Source organism: Streptomyces sp. Je 1-332, from assembly GCF_040730185.1.
Taxonomy (GTDB): Bacteria; Actinomycetota; Actinomycetes; order Streptomycetales; family Streptomycetaceae; genus Streptomyces.
Map to the genome: position 1 here is coordinate 7,902,979 of NZ_CP160402.1, position 16,541 is coordinate 7,919,519.

General features: G+C 70.0%; 17 protein-coding genes. 7 read left to right on the top strand and 10 right to left on the bottom strand.

Annotated elements, in window-relative coordinates; translation table 11 throughout:
• Window positions 1–2: 2 nt before the first annotated feature.
• The gene (locus tag ABXJ52_RS35615) at window positions 3–995 is read right to left on the bottom strand and encodes an NADP-dependent oxidoreductase (RefSeq protein WP_367048062.1); all 993 of its coding nucleotides are present in this window, start codon (window positions 993–995) and stop codon (window positions 3–5) included.
• 69 nt (window positions 996–1,064) lie between these two features.
• On the opposite strand from ABXJ52_RS35615, the gene ABXJ52_RS35620 reads away from it, so the two are divergent.
• Together ABXJ52_RS35620 and ABXJ52_RS35625 are read left to right on the top strand one after the other, a co-directional pair.
• Window positions 1,065–2,057, top strand: coding sequence for a helix-turn-helix domain-containing protein (locus tag ABXJ52_RS35620; RefSeq protein WP_367048063.1), 993 nt, complete (start codon window positions 1,065–1,067; stop codon window positions 2,055–2,057).
• Between the two features lie 54 nt (window positions 2,058–2,111).
• The gene (locus tag ABXJ52_RS35625) at window positions 2,112–2,324 is read left to right on the top strand and encodes a hypothetical protein (protein WP_367048065.1); all 213 of its coding nucleotides are present in this window, start codon (window positions 2,112–2,114) and stop codon (window positions 2,322–2,324) included.
• Window positions 2,325–2,338: 14 nt separating this feature from the next.
• Here ABXJ52_RS35625 and ABXJ52_RS35630 read toward each other — a convergent pair whose 3' ends face one another.
• From ABXJ52_RS35630 to ABXJ52_RS35645, 4 genes are all read right to left on the bottom strand, one after another.
• Window positions 2,339–2,995, bottom strand: coding sequence for a disulfide bond formation protein B (locus ABXJ52_RS35630; RefSeq protein WP_367048066.1), 657 nt, complete (start codon window positions 2,993–2,995; stop codon window positions 2,339–2,341).
• Entirely contained in the window at window positions 2,995–3,159 is a 165-nt protein-coding gene (locus tag ABXJ52_RS35635) for a DUF5993 family protein (protein WP_367048068.1), read from the bottom strand. The genes ABXJ52_RS35630 and ABXJ52_RS35635 overlap by 1 nt, the downstream gene beginning before the upstream one ends.
• 99 nt (window positions 3,160–3,258) lie before the next feature.
• On the bottom strand, window positions 3,259–3,711 hold the full coding sequence (locus ABXJ52_RS35640) for a hemerythrin domain-containing protein (RefSeq protein ID WP_367048070.1): 453 nt from the start codon (window positions 3,709–3,711) through the stop codon (window positions 3,259–3,261).
• Between the two features lie 63 nt (window positions 3,712–3,774).
• A complete protein-coding gene (locus tag ABXJ52_RS35645; protein WP_367048071.1) occupies window positions 3,775–4,386 on the bottom strand; it encodes a dihydrofolate reductase family protein in 612 nt (203 codons plus the stop codon).
• 277 nt (window positions 4,387–4,663) lie between these two features.
• On the opposite strand from ABXJ52_RS35645, the gene ABXJ52_RS35650 reads away from it, so the two are divergent.
• The 4 genes from ABXJ52_RS35650 (at window position 4,664) to ABXJ52_RS35665 (ending at window position 7,912) form a co-directional block, all read left to right on the top strand.
• On the top strand, window positions 4,664–5,815 hold the full coding sequence (locus ABXJ52_RS35650; protein WP_367048074.1) for a hypothetical protein: 1,152 nt from the start codon (window positions 4,664–4,666) through the stop codon (window positions 5,813–5,815).
• A gap of 23 nt (window positions 5,816–5,838) precedes the next feature.
• Complete coding sequence (locus ABXJ52_RS35655) at window positions 5,839–6,336, top strand: DinB family protein (protein WP_367048076.1); 498 nt, start codon at window positions 5,839–5,841, stop codon at window positions 6,334–6,336.
• A 147-nt stretch (window positions 6,337–6,483) separates the two neighbouring features.
• On the top strand, window positions 6,484–7,605 hold the full coding sequence (locus ABXJ52_RS35660) for a winged helix DNA-binding domain-containing protein (protein WP_367048078.1): 1,122 nt from the start codon (window positions 6,484–6,486) through the stop codon (window positions 7,603–7,605).
• 115 nt (window positions 7,606–7,720) lie between these two features.
• Window positions 7,721–7,912 carry a hypothetical protein gene (locus tag ABXJ52_RS35665; RefSeq protein ID WP_367048080.1) on the top strand — a complete coding sequence of 64 codons (192 nt, stop codon included), beginning with the start codon at window positions 7,721–7,723 and terminating at the stop codon, window positions 7,910–7,912.
• Here the strand turns inward: ABXJ52_RS35665 and glgB are convergent.
• The 5 genes from glgB to ABXJ52_RS35690 form a co-directional block, all read right to left on the bottom strand.
• Window positions 7,899–10,187 (bottom strand): 1,4-alpha-glucan branching enzyme, encoded by a 2,289-nt coding sequence (glgB, locus tag ABXJ52_RS35670; protein ID WP_367048082.1) that lies wholly within the window; start codon window positions 10,185–10,187, stop codon window positions 7,899–7,901. The genes ABXJ52_RS35665 and glgB overlap by 14 nt on opposite strands.
• Before the next feature lie 47 nt (window positions 10,188–10,234).
• On the bottom strand, window positions 10,235–11,581 hold the full coding sequence (locus ABXJ52_RS35675) for a maltokinase (RefSeq protein WP_367048083.1): 1,347 nt from the start codon (window positions 11,579–11,581) through the stop codon (window positions 10,235–10,237).
• A gap of 14 nt (window positions 11,582–11,595) precedes the next feature.
• The gene (gene treS, locus ABXJ52_RS35680; RefSeq protein WP_367048084.1) at window positions 11,596–13,317 is read right to left on the bottom strand and encodes a maltose alpha-D-glucosyltransferase; all 1,722 of its coding nucleotides are present in this window, start codon (window positions 13,315–13,317) and stop codon (window positions 11,596–11,598) included.
• Between the two features lie 39 nt (window positions 13,318–13,356).
• Complete coding sequence (locus tag ABXJ52_RS35685; protein WP_367048086.1) at window positions 13,357–15,330, bottom strand: alpha-1,4-glucan--maltose-1-phosphate maltosyltransferase; 1,974 nt, start codon at window positions 15,328–15,330, stop codon at window positions 13,357–13,359.
• Between the two features lie 92 nt (window positions 15,331–15,422).
• A complete protein-coding gene (locus ABXJ52_RS35690; protein WP_367048087.1) occupies window positions 15,423–15,647 on the bottom strand; it encodes a DUF5133 domain-containing protein in 225 nt (74 codons plus the stop codon).
• Between the two features lie 293 nt (window positions 15,648–15,940).
• Between ABXJ52_RS35690 and ABXJ52_RS35695 the strand changes: the two genes are divergently transcribed.
• Complete coding sequence (locus ABXJ52_RS35695) at window positions 15,941–16,459, top strand: pep a2 (RefSeq protein ID WP_367048089.1); 519 nt, start codon at window positions 15,941–15,943, stop codon at window positions 16,457–16,459.
• Window positions 16,460–16,541: the final 82 nt, after the last annotated feature.

The window sequence follows — 16,541 nt, forward strand, 5'->3', positions numbered from 1 at the left end:
GCCTACGGGCGGACCGTGAGCACCAGCTTCCCCGTGACGCGGCCCGTCTCAGCCTCGGCGTGCGCCTTGGCGGCATCCGCGAGGGGGTACGTCTGCGAGACGTGCACCCGCAGTTGCCCGGACTCGGCGAGCGCCGCGACCGCCGCCATGCCCGCCTGGTCGTGCTCCACCAGCATGTCCGTGGCTCGCACGCCCAACTCGGCGGCCCGCTCGGCCACTTCGCCGAAGTTGCCCGGCAGGATCGACACCAGGATGCCGCCAGGCCGCAGCACCTCCAGGGAGCGCAGCCGGTCGTCACCGCCCAGGGGATCGAGGACGATGTCGATGTCGCGGGCCTCCTTCACGAAGTCGGCGGTGCGGTAGTCGATGACCTCGTCCGCGCCCAGGCCGCGCACGAAGTCGTGCTTCGCCGCGGAGGCCGTACCGATGACGTACGCGCCGCGGGCCTTGGCGATCTGCACCGCCGCATGGCCCACACCACCGGCCGCCGCGTGCACCAACACCCGCTGACCCGGCTCCACTTGGGCGTTGTCGACCAGGGCCTGCCAGGCGGTCAGCGCGACCAGCGGCAGGGCACCCGCCTCGACGTGGCTCAGCCCCGCGGGCCTGGGCACGAAGGCGCGGGTGGGTCCGGTCACGTACTCGGCGTGCGAACCGGCCCCGTACGGGTACGGCAGCATCCCGAACACCTCGTCGCCCGGCTCGAACAGCGAGACGCCGATGCCGACCGCCTCGACGACGCCCGACACGTCCCAGCCGAGCGTGAACGGCGGCTCACCCAGGAAGGCGCCGGACCGGCGGTGCTTCCAGTCGGTGGGGTTCACGCCCGCGGCGTGCACGGCGACGAGGACCTGGCCGACTCCGGGCTCGGGGCGTGCGACCTCGATCTCCTTCAGTACGCCGGGGTCGCCGAGGACGTCCTGGCTGATGGCCTTCATGGCCGGCTGGGTCGAGCGAGTCGGCTCGGTGGGCTGAGACGCGGTGTTGTTGGTCATGGATCCAGCGTGCGGCACAGGCCTGACCTGGGCAATGGCACGATTGCCATTAAGCGATAGGATCGTGCCATGGCTTCAGTGTCGATGGAACTCCTCGCCGGTCGCCCGCACCGTGTGGTCGTCCTCGCGCTCGACGGCGTCTACCCCTTCGAGCTGGGCATCCCTGACAGGGTCTTCTCGCTGGTCCCCGGCGCCTACGAGGTGCTGACCTGCGCGGCGACAGCGGACCGTACGGTGGCCACCAACGCCGACTTCAGCATCAACGTCGGGCACGGCCCCGAGGCGCTGGAGAGTGCGGACACGGTGGTCATACCGCCGTACGACCTGCGGTACCTGGCGGCCGAGCTGTCGGATCCGGTGCGCGACGCGCTCGCCCGGATCAGGCCCGGCACGCGGTTCGTGTCCATCTGTACGGGGGCCTTCACGCTCGCCGCGGCCGGTCTGCTCGACGGGCGGCCCGCGACGACGCACTGGGCGCTCGCCGATCACTTCCGGAAGATGTTTCCCCAGGTCGACCTGGACCCCGACGTGCTGTTCGTGGACGACGGTGACGTGCTCACCTCGGCGGGCGCCGCGTCCGGGGTCGACGTATGCCTGCACGTGGTGCGCTCCGACCACGGCAGCGCCATCGCCAACCGGGTCGCCCGGCACTGTGTCGTGCCCCCGTGGCGAGAAGGCGGCCAGGCCCAGTACATCGAGCAGCCGATCCCTGACGAGGGCGCCGCGGGCACCGCGGCCACCCGCTCCTGGGCCCTGGAGCACCTCGACCGGCCGCTCGCCCTGCGGGAGTTGGCCGCGCACGCGCGGATGAGCCCGCGCACCTTCGCCCGCCGCTTCCAGGAGGAGACGGGCACGAGCCCCGGCCGTTGGCTGATCCAGCAGCGGGTGCACCGGGCGCGGCATCTGCTGGAGTCCAGCGACCTGTCGGTGGACCGGGTCGCCGCGGAGGTCGGTTTCGCCACCGGGACGTCACTGCGACAGCACCTGCACGCGGCCATCGGGGTCTCGCCGCAGGCCTACCGGAAAACCTTCCAGGCGGGGACGGCGGCCGGCGGGGCATAGGCGGTTCCGGCCGCTCGGAGTGCTGACCCGAGCGTCACGGAGCACCCTGGAGACATGCAGACCGCGCCGATCATCGTCCACGCGCTCTCCCCGACGGGCGGGCGCAGAGTGACCGCGCGCGGAAAGATCCTCGGCCTCGCGCACTCCGATGCCGACGTCATCGAGTTCCTGCGCCGGGCCGGCCTGCCGGACGCGGAAGTGCTGCTCGACGACCCGGCGTGGGTGAAGTGGCGCGGCGGCAGGGCTCACCACTATGAAGCGGCCTAGCGCGATGGGGCGCCTCAGTCCATGATCCCGACGTCGTAGAAGAAGCGGTAGCGGTCCGGGTCGTCCGGCAGGAACCAGTGGAAGCCCTCCAGGAGGAAGACGGCGACCAGGTTCACCGCGATCACCAGGGCGAGGAAGCCGAGCACGACGCGGCCGGCCATGCCGTACGCACCCTGCCCTCCCCGCGCTCCCCGCACGGGCACCGTGGTGTCGGCCGTGGAGTGGGCGAAAGCCATCACGATGCCGATCGCCACCACTGAGGCCATGAAGAGGATCCAGGCCCAGACATACATGTGCAGACCGAGCACGGGGGCGCCGTAGCCCTTGTCGCCCGGCAGGATGTGCAGCATCGTCTGCCGCCAGGAGGCGAAGGCGCCGCACATCACGGCGACCAGGGCAAGCCCCCAGCCCATCATGTAGTCGCGGCCCGTGATCGTGCCGGTCATGCCCCGGCGCACGATGTACGCCGCCCCCAGCGCGGCGAGCAGCATGAACATGCGCTGCACCATGCACAGCGGGCAGGGGTAGTCCCAGGAGATGAACTGCACGCCGAGGCCGCCGCAGACCACGCCCGTCCAGCCGGCGGCGAAGAAGCAGGCGAACCAGTACTGGACCTTGCCGAGCACGCTGAAGCGTTCGGTCCCCGGCAGCGGGCCCGTCAGAGTGCTCATCAGTAGTTCAACCCCAACTTGAGGCCGCTGGTGATGTGATGAGCGAGCAGGAGGACCGTGAGCACGAGCATGATCCACCAGCCGCCGAGCAGCACGGCCCGTGACCGCTGCCGGTGAAGGGCGTACAGGGTGGCCAGGAGGCCGCCGAAGATGAGGGTGTCCATGGCCGCGGAACGTATCCGGGACGGCGGCGTCACCGCCGCAGGACGGCCGGGACGCGCCACCGGTTCCACGGGAAGGGACCAACCCGGGTCCCCTGGCACTCACATGGGATGCGCCGCACGCCAGGCCGCCATGGAGAGGTTCCACTCCTCGCCGTCGAGCGCCGTGAGCGAGGCCGGAAACAGGCCGTCCTCCTCCTTGGCGATGTGCCGGTGCAACTCGTCGACGGCTTCGGTGAGGGTGCGCACGTCGTCGGCGTCCGAGAGATCGAGAGCGGGCAACAGACGCGCGAGCTCACGGTGTTCACGCTCCAGGCTCGCGATGTAGTCCGCGTACTCGGGGTCCTTGCGCATCACCCTGAACAGGCCGTTCTCCTCACCCCGCCAGTGCGCGTCCAGCTCGCGGGCCATGACGTCCACGAGCGCACGCGCAACGGCGGTGTCCCCCTGCTCCAGGGCACGGACCGCGTCTCCCGCCGCATCGGTGACGCGCTCGTGTTCGGCGATGAACTCCTTGATCAGAGGAATCTCCCGGCAACCGCAGTAGTGACACATGAAGGCGTTTCTAGGCGAAACCCGGCCCCGGATGCCGAACCGCCACGCGCGCGTGCCCGGCTGTCACGCGTCGGCGCCGTACGTTCCGTATTGCGGGTGGCCCGTCGATTCGTAGACGTGGATCGCCAGTCCGCCCGGGGTCGTCTCGTTGCTCAGCAGGCGCAGGCCGGTGGGTGCGCCACCGTCCGGCAGCAGGCGGCGGCCCGTGCCGACGATCACGGGTGCGATCGCCAGGCGCAGTTCGTCGACCAGGCCGGCTGCCAGCAGGGACTGGCCGAGTCGTCCGCTGCCATGGATCTGCAGTTCGCGGCCGGGTTGCCGCTTCAGCTCGGCGACCTGGTCGGGGATGTCGCCGGACAGGATCGTGGTCGGGTCCCACTCGGCCGAGGTCAGGCTGTGTGAGGCGACGTACTTCGGCAGGCCGTTCAGGATGGCGGCCGCGGGGTGCTCGGTCATCTTCGGCCAGTCCCGCGCGAAGTTCAGATACGTGCGACGGCCGAAGAGGAACGCGTCGGCCCGGCCGAGCCAGGTGCCGGCGAGGCGTTCGAACTCCTCGTCCAGGTGCGGCACGAACCAGCCGCCCCGGGTGAACCCGTCACTAGTGTCCTCGTCCGGCGCGCCCGGGCCCTGGTAGACGCCGTCGAGGGTCAGGAATTCCTGCAGTACCAACCTCATCGCGCATCACTCCTCAACGGGGGACGTGGCGGGTGGCCGTCCCTCTCACTCTTCAGACACCGTCCGCCACGCATACTCATCGGTCCCGCCGCTGCCGGCTCGTGTTCCCGGCCGGAGCGCGGCCGCCCCCGTTTGACCTGCGATGGCTGCATCGGAGCGGCTTGACGCCTAACGTACGGTCCGTCCCGCGTGGTGGAGCGGCGGTGCGGGGTACCGCTCTCCTCCTCAGGTCCACGGGCCATACTGGTCGGGCCCCGACCACTCACAGAACGACTCCATGGCCAAGAAAAGCACCTCCTCGACCACCGTCCCCGACACCGCGTGGCTGGGGCGCGGGCGCCACCTCGGGCCCGAGCCCGAGCAGGACGTCCGGCGCAACCTGATCGCCCTCAAGGCGGCCGGGGTGCTTGACGACTTCCTGGACCTCGATCCTGTCGAGGCGGTCCGCTCCACCGTCCTTCATCCGCGGGACGAGTCCGCCGACCCCGGCCCGTCCGCCCGCCGCCTCTTCGAGGCCCGCTGGCGCGTGGCCGACGAGGTCACGGTCCGCGCGCAGCTGACGCTGTACGACCCCGAGAGCCGCCGCAAGGAGGGCGAGGGCGTCACGTGGGTCCTCGCCGCCGAGGCGGAGCGGGCCTGGGAAGCGCACTGGCCGTCGCCCGCCCTGATGTTCTGGCCCGACTCCGACCGGGTCGACTGGGACCACGACACGGTGCCGGGCGTGCGCCTGCGGACGACGAACCACCTGCCGAAGGACGACGACGAGCTGCGCCACCGGCTGCGGGACTGCACCCGCCAGAGCTGGTACATCCATCTCGTGGTGCACGAGGCGATGACGCCGGACGCGGTCGGGCAGCGGCCGCTCTCCACGTTCCTGCCCCCGAGCCTGCGGCACAGGGTGGTCGAGCACCGGGGCACGCCGGAGCAGGCGCAGATCGCCGACTTCGCGATGAAGCGGGAGCTGAGCGTACGGATGCCGCGCGGCGGCGCCGTGGTCCTGCCCACGGCGCCGCAGACGGAAGGGTACGACGCGGAGCGTTTCTCGGTGCGCACCGTCTTCCTTGACGGCTCGGAACCGACCGAACTCCTCGACAGGATCAAGGAGTTCGCCGCCCTGCCGCGGCCGCTGCCCGCCGAGGCCGAGCGGGCCCTGACCCGGCTGCGACAAGGCTGGCACCTGCTCACCCCGGACGAGGAGCTGACCCACGCCCAGGGCATGGTCACCAAGTACGCCGAGGCCTTGGAGGCCATGACGAACTCCCGCGACCTGTACCAGCAGGCGGCCGAGGCGGCGCAGGCCGCGCTCGCCGAGGTGGCCGGCGGCGACGGCGTGCCCCGGCCGTCGACGCCCGGACATGTCAAGGCGGAGGGCTCGCCGCTGAGCGCCCTGACGAAGGCGTTCGGCCGCTTCCGGGACCCGAACAAGTAAGCGGGCCCGTTAGGGTGCCGTGCATGGTGACGAACGTGCCGTTCATCGGCGGCGAGAAGGAGAGCCTGTACGCCAGCCTCGACCGGCACCGTGACGCGGTGCTGTGGAAACTCGACGGTCTCGACGACGAGCAGCTGCGCCGGCCGATGACGCCGTCGGGGACGACTCTGCTCGGCCTGGTCAAGCATCTCGCCGTCGTCGAGTACGGATGGTTCTGCGAGACCTTCGGGCGCGAGATGGAGCCCTTCCCGTTCGATCCGGAGGACGAGGGCGCAGACCTGCGGGTGGAGTCGCACGAGAGCACCGCCGACGTCGTGGATTACTACGGGCGGGCGCGGGCCGCCGCCGACGAGGTGATCGGCGAGGTCGGGATCGAGGAGCTCGGCACGGCGCGGTTCGGCGCGAGCATGTCGCTGCGGTGGGTGCTCATCCACATGATCGAGGAGACCGCGCGGCACGCGGGCCACATGGACATCCTGCGGGAACTCATCGACGGCGCGACCGGCGATCACGCTGTTTGACCAGGCCGCCCCGCGGCCCGCGACCCGGGTCGGCTCCCGCTGATGCGTGCGAGCGCCGAGACCGCCCAGCACGCCGGCCACGGGGACATCCCTCGCGGGTCCACCATGAAACCGCTACTGGTCCGAGCACGCCGCAGGAGGCCGCCCATGACCGTTCTCGACCACCGGGCGCTCAACCGCGCGACGCTCGCCCGGCAGCTGCTCCTCGAGCGTGCCGACGTACCGGCACTCGACGCCGTCGCACATCTCGGCGGTCTGCAGGCGCAGGAACCGCAGGAGCCGTTCTTCGGCCTCTGGTCTCGGCTGCGGGCGTTCGACCCGACGGAGCTCTCGGACCACCTCGTACGGCGGCGCGTGGTGCGCACCCACCTCATGCGCCGCACCATGCACCTCGTCACCGCCGACGACGCCCTGGCCTGGCGCGCCCGACACGACACGATGCTGCGTCAACGCGTACTCGGTGTCTACCGCGGCGAACTCGACGGGACGGACCACGACGAGCTCGCGGCGGCGGGCCGCGAGGTCATGGCCGACGGTGAGCCGCGCTCGATGACCCAGCTCGCTCGTGCGCTCGCCGAACGCTGGCCGGAGCCAGGGCCGCGGGCCCTGGGGGAGATGCTCTTGGCCGTCGTTCCCGTGGTGCAGCTGCCGCCGCGCGGACTGTGGCGGACGAAGGCGGGAGTTCGGTACCTCTCGCTGGCGTCCTGGCTGGAGCGCGAGGTCGTCCCTCCCTCATCGGACGGCTCCGACCCCGTGGGACAGGCACTGCTGCGGCGCTATCTGGCCGCCTTCGGCCCCGCCGCGTCGGCCGACCTGCGCGCCTGGTGCGGACTCGCCGGGCTGTCGGCCGCTGTCGCCGCACTGCGCGATGAGCTGATCACCTTCCGGGACGAGCGGGGCCGGGAACTCCTCGACCTCCCCGACGCACCGCGCCCTGACCCCGACACACCCGCTCCGGTGCGGTTCCTGCCGGCGTTCGACAATGCCATCCTCGGCTACCACGACCGCAGCCGGATCATCGACGACGCCCACCGAGGCCTGTCGGTCGCCGGAGCACGTGTCGTCCTGGTCGACGGAAGGGTCGCCGCCACGTGGACCGTGGAGGAAAAAACCGTGACGGTCACCCCACTGGCCCGCTTCACCCGCCCGGAGCACACCGCGGTCACCGAAGAGGCCCAGGCCCTGGCAACGTTCCTGTCCGCCGACTCCGCCGACTCCGACCACGGCATCCACCGGGTGCGGATCTCGACCTCCGGCTCGGGGCAGTGAACACCGTGGTCACCGAACGGTAGAGCCCTTCGGGCTGGGGCTGCTGTGCGCTTGACCTGACACGGCGGAGGAGAAGAGCTGTTGACCACTAGAGTTCCACGAAGTCTGCGCCGACGTGGCGCGCCAACTCCACGCCGAAGGTCGCCTCGTCAGCGCGCTCGGACGGCCCCTGCCGGTCATCCTCTACGACCTGTCCGACCCGGACGAGACGTTCGCCCTGACCCGCGCCGCCAACCCGCCGGAACTGGTCGCGGAGTTCCTGAGCGAGGACCCGCAAGGGCAGAGCGGCCCCCTCACGCGGACTTGATCGGCCTCAGCCAGAGAGCCGCCAGCGGGGGAAGCGTCAACGCGAGGGACGTCGCGAAACCGTGGTGGGGCTGGGGGTCCGGGCTGCACGGGCTTCCGTTTTCGACGCCGCTGCCGCCGTAGCGCGACGCGTCGGTGTTGAGGATCTCCTCCCAGGCGTCGCCCGCCTCGGGGGGCACGCCGAGCCGGTAGTCGTGGCGTACCACCGGCGAGAAGTTGAAGACGGCCAGGAGCGGGCTGCCGTCGGAGGCGTGGCGCAGGAAGGCGAAGACATTGTCCTCGGCGGCGTCGGCGGTGATCCAGGTGAAGCCCGACGGGGAGGTGTCACGCTCCCACAGGGAGGGTGTCGCGACGTAACGGTGGTTCAGGTCGGCCACGAGACGCTGGACCGCGCGGTGTTCCAGGTGGGCAGGGTGATTCTCCTCGAGCACCCACCATTGAGGCCCCTCGGCCTCCGACCACTCGGCGCCCTGCGCGAACTCCTGCCCCATGAAGAGGAGTTGCTTGCCGGGGTGGGACCACATGTAGGCGAGATAGGCGCGGTGGTTGGCGCGCTGCTGCCACCAGTCGCCCGGCATCTTCGACACCAACGCCTGCTTTCCGTGCACGACCTCGTCGTGCGAGAGAGGCAGGACGTAGTTCTCGCTGTAGGCGTACACCATCGAGAACGTCATCTCGTCATGGTGATACTTGCGGTGCACGGGCTCGTGGGAGATGTAGGCCAGCGAGTCGTGCGACCAGCCCATGTTCCACTTCAGCCCGAACCCAAGGCCGCCGAACCCGCCCGCGCCAGGCCGGTCCGTGGGCCGGGTGACCCCGTCCCAGGCGGTGGACTCCTCGGCGATGGTGACGACGCCGGGGCAGCGGCGGTAGACCGTCGCGTTCATCTCCTGGAGGAAGGCCACCGCGTCCAGGTTCTCCCGCCCCCCGTGGGCGTTGGGCGACCAGCCCCCCTCCTCGCGGGAGTAGTCCAGGTAGAGCATGGAGGCGACGGCGTCGACCCGGAGCCCGTCGATGTGGAACTCCTCGCACCAGTAAGTGGCGTTGGCGACAAGGAAGTTGCGGACCTCCTTGCGGCCGTAGTCGAACACGAGGGTGCCCCAGTCGGGGTGCTCCGCCTGCCGCGGGTCCTGCGGCTCGTACAAATGGCGGCCGTCGAACGAGGCCAGTGCCCAGTCGTCGCGAGGGAAATGGCCGGGGACCCAGTCCAGGAGGACGCCGATCCCGGCCTGGTGCAGCGTGTCGATCAGGTACTTGAAGTCGTCGGGAGGTCCGAAACGTGCCGTGGGGGCGTAGAAGCCGGTGACCTGGTAGCCCCAGGAGCCGCCGAAGGGGTGCTCGGCGACCGGCATCAGCTCGACGTGGGTGAATCCCAACTCCCGTACGTAGGAAACGAGTTCATCGGCCAGTTCACGGTAGGTGGCTCCCTGTTTCCACGATCCGAGGTGGACCTCGTACACGGACATCGGCGCCTCGTGGACCGGGCGGTCACCCCGGCGCTCCATCCACTGGGCATCGCCCCACTCATGGTGGCTGCTCGTCACGACGGAGGCCGTCGCGGGCGGGGTCTGCGTGCGGCGCGCCATCGGGTCCGCGCGCTGCGTACGCGAACCGTCTTCCCGGGTGATCTCGAACTTGTACATCGCCCCTTCGCCCAGTCCGGGTACGAAGAGCTCCCACACGCCCGACGACCCGAGGGACCGCATGGGCAGCGCGGTTCCGTCCCAGTGACAGAAGTCGCCGCAGATCCGCACGCCGCGCGCGTTCGGGGCCCACACGGCGAACCGCGTGCCCTGCACCCCTTGGTGCTCTCCCACGTGCGCGCCGAGCGCCGTCCAGAGCTCCTCGTGGCGCCCTTCGGAGATGAGATGCAGATCCAGCTCGCCCAGGGTGGGAAGGAACCCGTAGGGATCCTCCACCTCCAGGACGGCCTCGGGGTACCGCACGCGCAGCCTGTAGGGCGCGGGTCCCTGGACGACCGGGATGCCGCCCGAGAACAGGCCGTCTCCCTCGTCGTGCAGCTCCCACACGAGGCCGTCCATGACGGCGGACACCGCCTTCGCACCGGGCCGCAGGCACCGTAGATGCACCCCGTGGGGCACGGGATGCGCACCGAGCACGGCGTGCGGGTCGTGGTGCGCGCCGCGCAGCAGCCGGTCCCGGTCGCCGGCGGCCAGTGGAGGCACCGCGCACGCGCCGCGGACGGCCGCGGTCGCGCGGACGGCTGCGGTCGCTGTGTCGGCTGTTGCGGCGGGGGACACGTCGGTGACGGCCATGTGTGCTGCTCCTCGAACCGTGGGCGGGCGATCAGGGTGGCGGGCGCTCAGTGGTGGCGGGCGAGACGTGCGACGGCCCGCAGGGGGACGGTGATCCAGTCGGGGCGGTGCGTCGCTTCGTAGAGGACCTCGTAGACGGCCCGGTCGGCTTCGTGTGCGTGCAGAAGTACCGGGACGTCCTGCGGATCGAAGAGACCCGTGTCGCCGTATCCGTCGCAGAAGGCCTTGCGGCAGCGTGCCGCCCATTCCGGCCGCGCCCCCTTCTCGACGTGGGCGGCGTAGTCGAAGGAGCGCAGCATGCCGGCGATGTCGTGGATCGGGGAGCGATCGGCGCGCCGTTCCGCCAGCGGTTTGGCGGGCTCGCCCTCGAAGTCGACCACGTGCCACCGGCCGTCGGCGTGCAGCACCTGGCCCAGATGGAGATCGCCGTGGATGCGCTGCAGGTGCAGACCGCCGTCCGTGGTGGCGAGCTTGATGAAGACCTCGCGCACGCCCGCCACATGCGAGCGCAGCGCGGGCACGGTGGCCGCGGCGTGCAGCAACCGGTGTGTCATCTGGTCGGCAAGGCGCGTGTGGTGCTCCGCGGTCGGCTCGCCCACGGGGAACGACTCGGCGAGCGCCACGTGCAACTCGCCCGTCAACCGGCCCAGTTCCCTGGCCTGCTCGGAGAAGTCACCCTGGCCGACCGCCGATTCCAGGGCCAGGGCCCAGCCGTCCGTCGCTCCGCGGAGGAAGCGCTGCACGACACCGAGCGTGCCCCAGAACGGCTGGGATGTGTGGAACCACGCGACCGGTGGGGGCACGCGGGTGTACCCGTGCCGGGCCAGGACCCCGGGAATCTCCAGATCGGGGTTGATGCCGGGCTGGACCCGGCGGAACAGCTTCAGGATGATCTCGTCGCCGTACACGATGGACGTGTTCGACTGCTCTGCCTCCAGGACATGGGGCATGAGACCCGCGGGTACCGAGGACCTGGGGAACGACTCGAAGCGGAGCGCTCCCGTGACGCCGCCGCGCCTGATCCGGTCGAGGAGCAGGATCGTGGCCCGAGGGTCGTACAGCGCGTCGTAGACCTGGAGGCCCTGGCCGCGCGGACCCTCCATGCGGCCGAGGAGGCAGCCGTTCAGGCGGGGCGGCAGGTCGGTGACGGCGCCCAGCAGCAGCTGGTAGCAGGCGGAGTCCTGGGGGAGGCCGTCCTGTTCGACCCGCACCAGCAGATGAAAGATGTCGGGGGCCAGCTCCGTCGCGGCCGTCACGGAGACGCCGGTGACGGCACGCTCCCGGTGAGCGAACCATCGTTGCCGTGGCAGCCAGCGGCTCAGCAGAGCCGTCAGCGTCGGCCCGGCGATGGGATGAGGCTCGGTGTCGTACGACAGCAGCAGAGGCGAAGACATGACGTCACGTCCGATCACTTTGTGGAACGCACGGTCCGAGGCGCTCTTTCGCAGAGTCGGAACCAGTAGGAGCCGTGGCCGGCGAGGGTCAGGAGATAGGGAAGTTCGCCGATGGCGGGGAAGCGCACCCCGCCGATGAGCTCGACGGGGTTGCGGCCGTCGTAGGCCCGGAGGTCGAGCTCGGTGGGCTGTGGGAAGCGGGAGAAGTTGTGCACGCACAGGACCAGGTCGTCGTTGTATTCGCGCAGGAAGGCGAGGACGGCGGCGTTGGAGGAGGAGAGCTCGAGGTACGAGCCGAGTCCGAAGGCGGGGTTCTGTTTGCGGATCTCGATCATCCTGCGGGTCCAGTGCAGGAGTGAGGAGGGTGATGACATGGAGGCTTCTACGTTGGTGACTTGGTAGCCGTAGACGGGGTCCATGATCGTGGGGAGGAAGAGGCGTCCGGGGTCGCAGGAGGAGAAGCCCGCGTTGCGGTCGGGGGTCCATTGCATGGGGGTGCGGACGGCGTCGCGGTCGCCGAGCCAGATGTTGTCGCCCATGCCGATCTCGTCGCCGTAGTAGAGGATCGGTGAGCCGGGCAGGGAGAGCAGGAGTGCGGTGAAGAGTTCGATCTGGTTGCGGTCGTTGTCCAGGAGGGTGGCCAGGCGGCGGCGGATGCCGATGTTGGCGCGCATGCGGGGGTCTTTGGCGTATTCCGCGTACATGTAGTCGCGTTCTTCGTCGGTGACCATTTCGAGGGTGAGCTCGTCGTGGTTGCGCAGGAAGATGCCCCATTGGCAGCCGGCGGGGATGGCGGGGGTTTTGGCGAGGATTTCGGAGACGGGGTAGCGGGATTCGCGGCGGACGGCCATGAAGATGCGGGGCATGACGGGGAAGTGGAAGGCCATGTGGCATTCGTCGCCGCCGTCTTTGAAGTCGCCGAAGTAGTCGACGACGTCTTCGGGCCATTGGTTGGCTTCGGCGAGGAGGACGGTGTCGGGGTAGTGGGCGTCGATTTCGGCGCGGACGCGTTTGAGGAGGGCGTGGGAGCGGGGGAGGTTTTCGCAGTTGGTGCCCTCTTCGGCGAAGAGGTAGGGGACGGCGTCCAGGCGGAAGCCGTCGATGCCGAGGTCGAGCCAGAAGCGCAGGGCGGAGATGATTTCTTCCTGGACGGCCGGGTTCTCGTAGTTGAGGTCGGGCTGGTGGGAGAAGAAGCGGTGCCAGAAGTACTGTTTGCGGACGGGGTCGAAGGTCCAGTTGGAGGCTTCGGTGTCGACGAAGATGATGCGTGCGTCTTGGTATTGCTTGTCGTCGTCGGCCCAGACGTAGTAGTCGCCGTAGGGGCCATCGGGGTCGGTGCGTGAGGCCTGGAACCACGGGTGCTGGTCGCTGGTGTGGTTCATCACGAAGTCGATGATCACGCGCATGCCCCGCTGATGCGCGGAGTCCACGAACTCCACGAAATCCCCGAGATCGCCGAACTCGGGCAGGACGGCGACGTAGTTGGCCACGTCGTATCCGCCGTCGCGCAGTGGTGAGGTGAAGAACGGCGGCAGCCACAGGCAGTCGACGCCGAGCCACTGCAGATAGTCCAGCTTGGCGGTGATGCCCTTGAGGTCGCCGATGCCGTCGCCGTCACTGTCGTGGAAGGAGCGGACAAGGACCTCGTAGAAGACGGCGCGCTTGAACCACTCGGGATCGCGGTCCTTGGCGGGCGTGTCCTCGAACAGGTCGGACACAGGCTTGTTGACGGTCATGCATCCTCCGTTGCCGCACGGCTGATGGCGCGTGCTTCCTCACTCGACCGCGCATACGTGCGCGGGGGAAACGCCCGGTGTCAGACGGACGTATATGACCTCGCCCCACGTGTACGTCGTGTCGCTCAGTTCGTCGCGCACGCGGAAGGAAGAGCCGGGCGCGATGTTCAGACGCGTGGGGTCGAGGCGTACGGTCGCCTCCTGGGTGTGGTGCGGGTCGAGGTTCACGACCACCAGCACCGTGTCGCCGGGCTCATGGCGGCTGTACGCGATCACCTGGTCGTTGTCCACGGGGTGGAAGTGCACGTTGCGCAGCCGGTGCAGCGCCGGATGGCGTCGACGGATCGTGTTGAGCGTGGTGATCAGCGGTGCGATGGTGGTGCCCGCGCTTTCCGCCGACTCCCAGTCGCGGGGCCGAAGTTGGTACTTCTCGGAGTCCAGATAGTCCTCGCCGCCCGGTTGGAGAGGCGTGTTCTCGCAGAGCTCGTATCCGCTGTAGAGACCCCACGTCGGCGCTAGGGTCGCGGCCAGTACGGCGCGCAGCTCGAAGGCGGGGCGGCCGCCGTTCTGGAGGAACTCGGGCAGGATGTCGGGGGTGTTGACGAAGAAGTTCGGCCGCATGCAAGCGGCCGTCTCACTGGCCAACTCCTGTACGTACGAGGTGAGTTCGTCCTTGGTGTTGCGCCAGGTGAAGTACGTGTAGGACTGCTGGAAGCCGATGGCGGCGAGGGTGCGCATCATGGCCGGGCGGGTGAAGGCCTCCGCCAGGAAGATGACGTCGGGGTCGGTGCGGTTGATGTCGGCCAGGACCTGCTCCCAGAAGGTGACCGGTTTGGTGTGCGGGTTGTCGACGCGGAAGATGCGTACGCCGTGGTCCATCCAGAACCGCAGCAGGCGTACGGTCTCGGTGATCAGGCCGGGCATGTCGCGGTCGAAGGCCAGGGGGTAGATGTCCTGGTACTTCTTGGGCGGGTTCTCCGCGTAGGCGATGGAGCCGTCGGCGCGGTGCTGGAACCACTCGGGGTGTTTGTTGACCCAGGGGTGGTCGGGGGAGCACTGCAGGGCGAAGTCCAGGGCGACTTCGAGGTGCAGGTCCTTGGCGCGGCGTACGAAGGCGTCGAAGTCGGCCAGGGTGCCCAGGTCGGGGTGGACCGCGTCGTGGCCGCCCTCGGGGGAGCCGATGGCCCAGGGCACGCCCACGTCGTGCGGGCCGGGGGACAGGGAGTTGTTGGGGCCCTTGCGGAAGGTGGTTCCGATGGGGTGGATCGGCGGCAGGTAGACGACGTCGAAACCCATCGCGGCGATGGCCGGAAGCCGCTCGGCGGCGGTACGGAAGGTGCCCGACTTCGGCGGCTGCCCCTCGCGGACGACGGCGCCCTCCGAGCGCGGGAAGAACTCGTACCAGGAACCGAACAGCGCCCGCTCCCGCTCCACCAGCAGCGGCAACGGCGCGCTCTCGGTGAGGCGTTCGCGCAGGGGATGGGCCGAAAGGAGCGCGCGCACCTCGGGTGCCGTGGCTGCCGCGAGGCGGTCGAGGGGGGTGCGTGTGTCATCGCGCAGCAGACCGAGCGCGGTCTGCAGGGTGGAGCGCGTCGTGTCGTCGGGAGCCTGGGCGACGGCACGCTCGAAGAGCAGGACCCCGTCATCGAGGGTGACCCCGGTGTCCACGTCGGCGTGCACCTTGATCACCGCGTCGCGCTGCCAGGCGGCCATGGGGTCGGTCCAGGCCACGACGGTGAACGACCAGTGGCCGACCGCGTCCGGGGTGATGTCGGTGGTCCACCGGTCCGTCCCTGGCGCCGACTCCCGCATGGGCCGACGACGCCGGGGGGCGCGGCCGTCGGGCGCGTACAGGACCGCCTCGGCGCCGACCATGGCGGAGCCTTCGGCGAACACGACAGCCGTGACCTCGACGGCCTCGCCGACGACTGCCTTCGCCGGGCGCAGGCCGCCGTGCACACAGGGCCGCACATCCTCGATGGGGATGCGGACGTGGCTGGGGTCCACCGACATGCTGTCCACCTCCGTGGGTCGTCCGGTGCGTTGCTCGTCTCGGAGTACGTCTCGGCTTCGTTCCTTGCGGCTTCGTTCCTCGCGGTTTCGTCTCACGCGTCGGCCGACCCGTTTCGGCCGCCGCGCGGCGGGCGTTCCGCGGCCTCGGCCGCCTCACGGCCGCAGCGCTCGCTCGTCACCGCGCACAGCGCGGCCACGGCGTCCTCGAACTGGGCGCGCACCGCGGGGTCGCCGGGCGAGGCGAGGAAGCGGCGCTGCCATGCGCGGTACCTCACCAGTTGCCGGTCAACGTCTTCTGTGACGCGCTGCGCCCGCATCGCACTCGACCTCCTGGGCCCCCGCGACGGCGAGTCCCGGCGGGGCTCGCGGGCCGTTCACGGAGGGGGAGCGAGCCGTCACAACGGGTTCACTCCCTCCCCCATGGTGCGAGCTGAAGCGCGCCGCGTCCTGTTGAACGCAGCGCGCTCGACCGATCACGCTCGTGTTGCACGAATGGAGTAGGGGGGTGAAAGTGGTGCTGACTCTCGAGCGAACACCGCTCACGTTCTGTGCACACAACGGCTCTGCCGAAGCGTCGGAGCGCGAGCCTCCGCGGTGAGGAGCATGAACGATGAACCACCACGCAGTGCCCCGCTACTACCACCTCGACGTGGATCTGGTGCCTGAACGCGTCGGTCAGATCCGACGCATCCTGGCCGCCCATCTGAGGTACTGGGGGCTCAAACAGCTCGTTCCGGACGTGTCGCGAGGTCTCGGTCTCCTGCTGGAGCCGGCGGCACGGAACGCCTCCGCGGGCCGGACCGCGATCGAGACCTGGTGGACCGGGCAGCATCTGATCACCGCGGTCTCGCACGGCGACCCGGCCACCGAGGGGGAGCATCGCGCGGAGCCGGACTTCCTGGCCGAGATCGCGGCGCTCAGTGACGGGTGGGGCCGCTGCACCGCCGACGACAAGCACATCGTGTGGTTCTCGCTGCGCAGCCGTACCGAGGTCCGCGAACCGCTGGTTCCCAAGGGCCCGGCGCCCATCACGATCGAGGCGCGGCCCCTGCCCCGGGCCGTACCGCTGCCCGTCGGCGTGGGCACGCCCGAGCCGACACCGCCCCTTGAGGTCGCCGAACCCGCCTGACCGGACCATGGCGGCGAAGGTGCGGCGGGTGCGCTCCCGGAAAGGCGCGCACCCGCCGCATGCCCGAAGGTCGAACCAGGGA

Coding starts and splice junctions, on each gene's coding strand:
- ABXJ52_RS35615 (WP_367048062.1), bottom strand. CDS start 995: ATGACCAACAACACCGCGTCTCAGCCCACCGAGCCGACTCGCTCGACC.
- ABXJ52_RS35620 (WP_367048063.1), top strand. CDS start 1,065: ATGGCTTCAGTGTCGATGGAACTCCTCGCCGGTCGCCCGCACCGTGTG.
- ABXJ52_RS35625 (WP_367048065.1), top strand. CDS start 2,112: ATGCAGACCGCGCCGATCATCGTCCACGCGCTCTCCCCGACGGGCGGG.
- ABXJ52_RS35630 (WP_367048066.1), bottom strand. CDS start 2,995: ATGAGCACTCTGACGGGCCCGCTGCCGGGGACCGAACGCTTCAGCGTG.
- ABXJ52_RS35635 (WP_367048068.1), bottom strand. CDS start 3,159: ATGGACACCCTCATCTTCGGCGGCCTCCTGGCCACCCTGTACGCCCTT.
- ABXJ52_RS35640 (WP_367048070.1), bottom strand. CDS start 3,711: ATGTGTCACTACTGCGGTTGCCGGGAGATTCCTCTGATCAAGGAGTTC.
- ABXJ52_RS35645 (WP_367048071.1), bottom strand. CDS start 4,386: ATGAGGTTGGTACTGCAGGAATTCCTGACCCTCGACGGCGTCTACCAG.
- ABXJ52_RS35650 (WP_367048074.1), top strand. CDS start 4,664: ATGGCCAAGAAAAGCACCTCCTCGACCACCGTCCCCGACACCGCGTGG.
- ABXJ52_RS35655 (WP_367048076.1), top strand. CDS start 5,839: ATGGTGACGAACGTGCCGTTCATCGGCGGCGAGAAGGAGAGCCTGTAC.
- ABXJ52_RS35660 (WP_367048078.1), top strand. CDS start 6,484: ATGACCGTTCTCGACCACCGGGCGCTCAACCGCGCGACGCTCGCCCGG.
- glgB (WP_367048082.1), bottom strand. CDS start 10,187: ATGGCCGTCACCGACGTGTCCCCCGCCGCAACAGCCGACACAGCGACC.
- ABXJ52_RS35675 (WP_367048083.1), bottom strand. CDS start 11,581: ATGTCTTCGCCTCTGCTGCTGTCGTACGACACCGAGCCTCATCCCATC.
- treS (WP_367048084.1), bottom strand. CDS start 13,317: ATGACCGTCAACAAGCCTGTGTCCGACCTGTTCGAGGACACGCCCGCC.
- ABXJ52_RS35685 (WP_367048086.1), bottom strand. CDS start 15,330: ATGTCGGTGGACCCCAGCCACGTCCGCATCCCCATCGAGGATGTGCGG.
- ABXJ52_RS35690 (WP_367048087.1), bottom strand. CDS start 15,647: ATGCGGGCGCAGCGCGTCACAGAAGACGTTGACCGGCAACTGGTGAGG.
- ABXJ52_RS35695 (WP_367048089.1), top strand. CDS start 15,941: ATGAACCACCACGCAGTGCCCCGCTACTACCACCTCGACGTGGATCTG.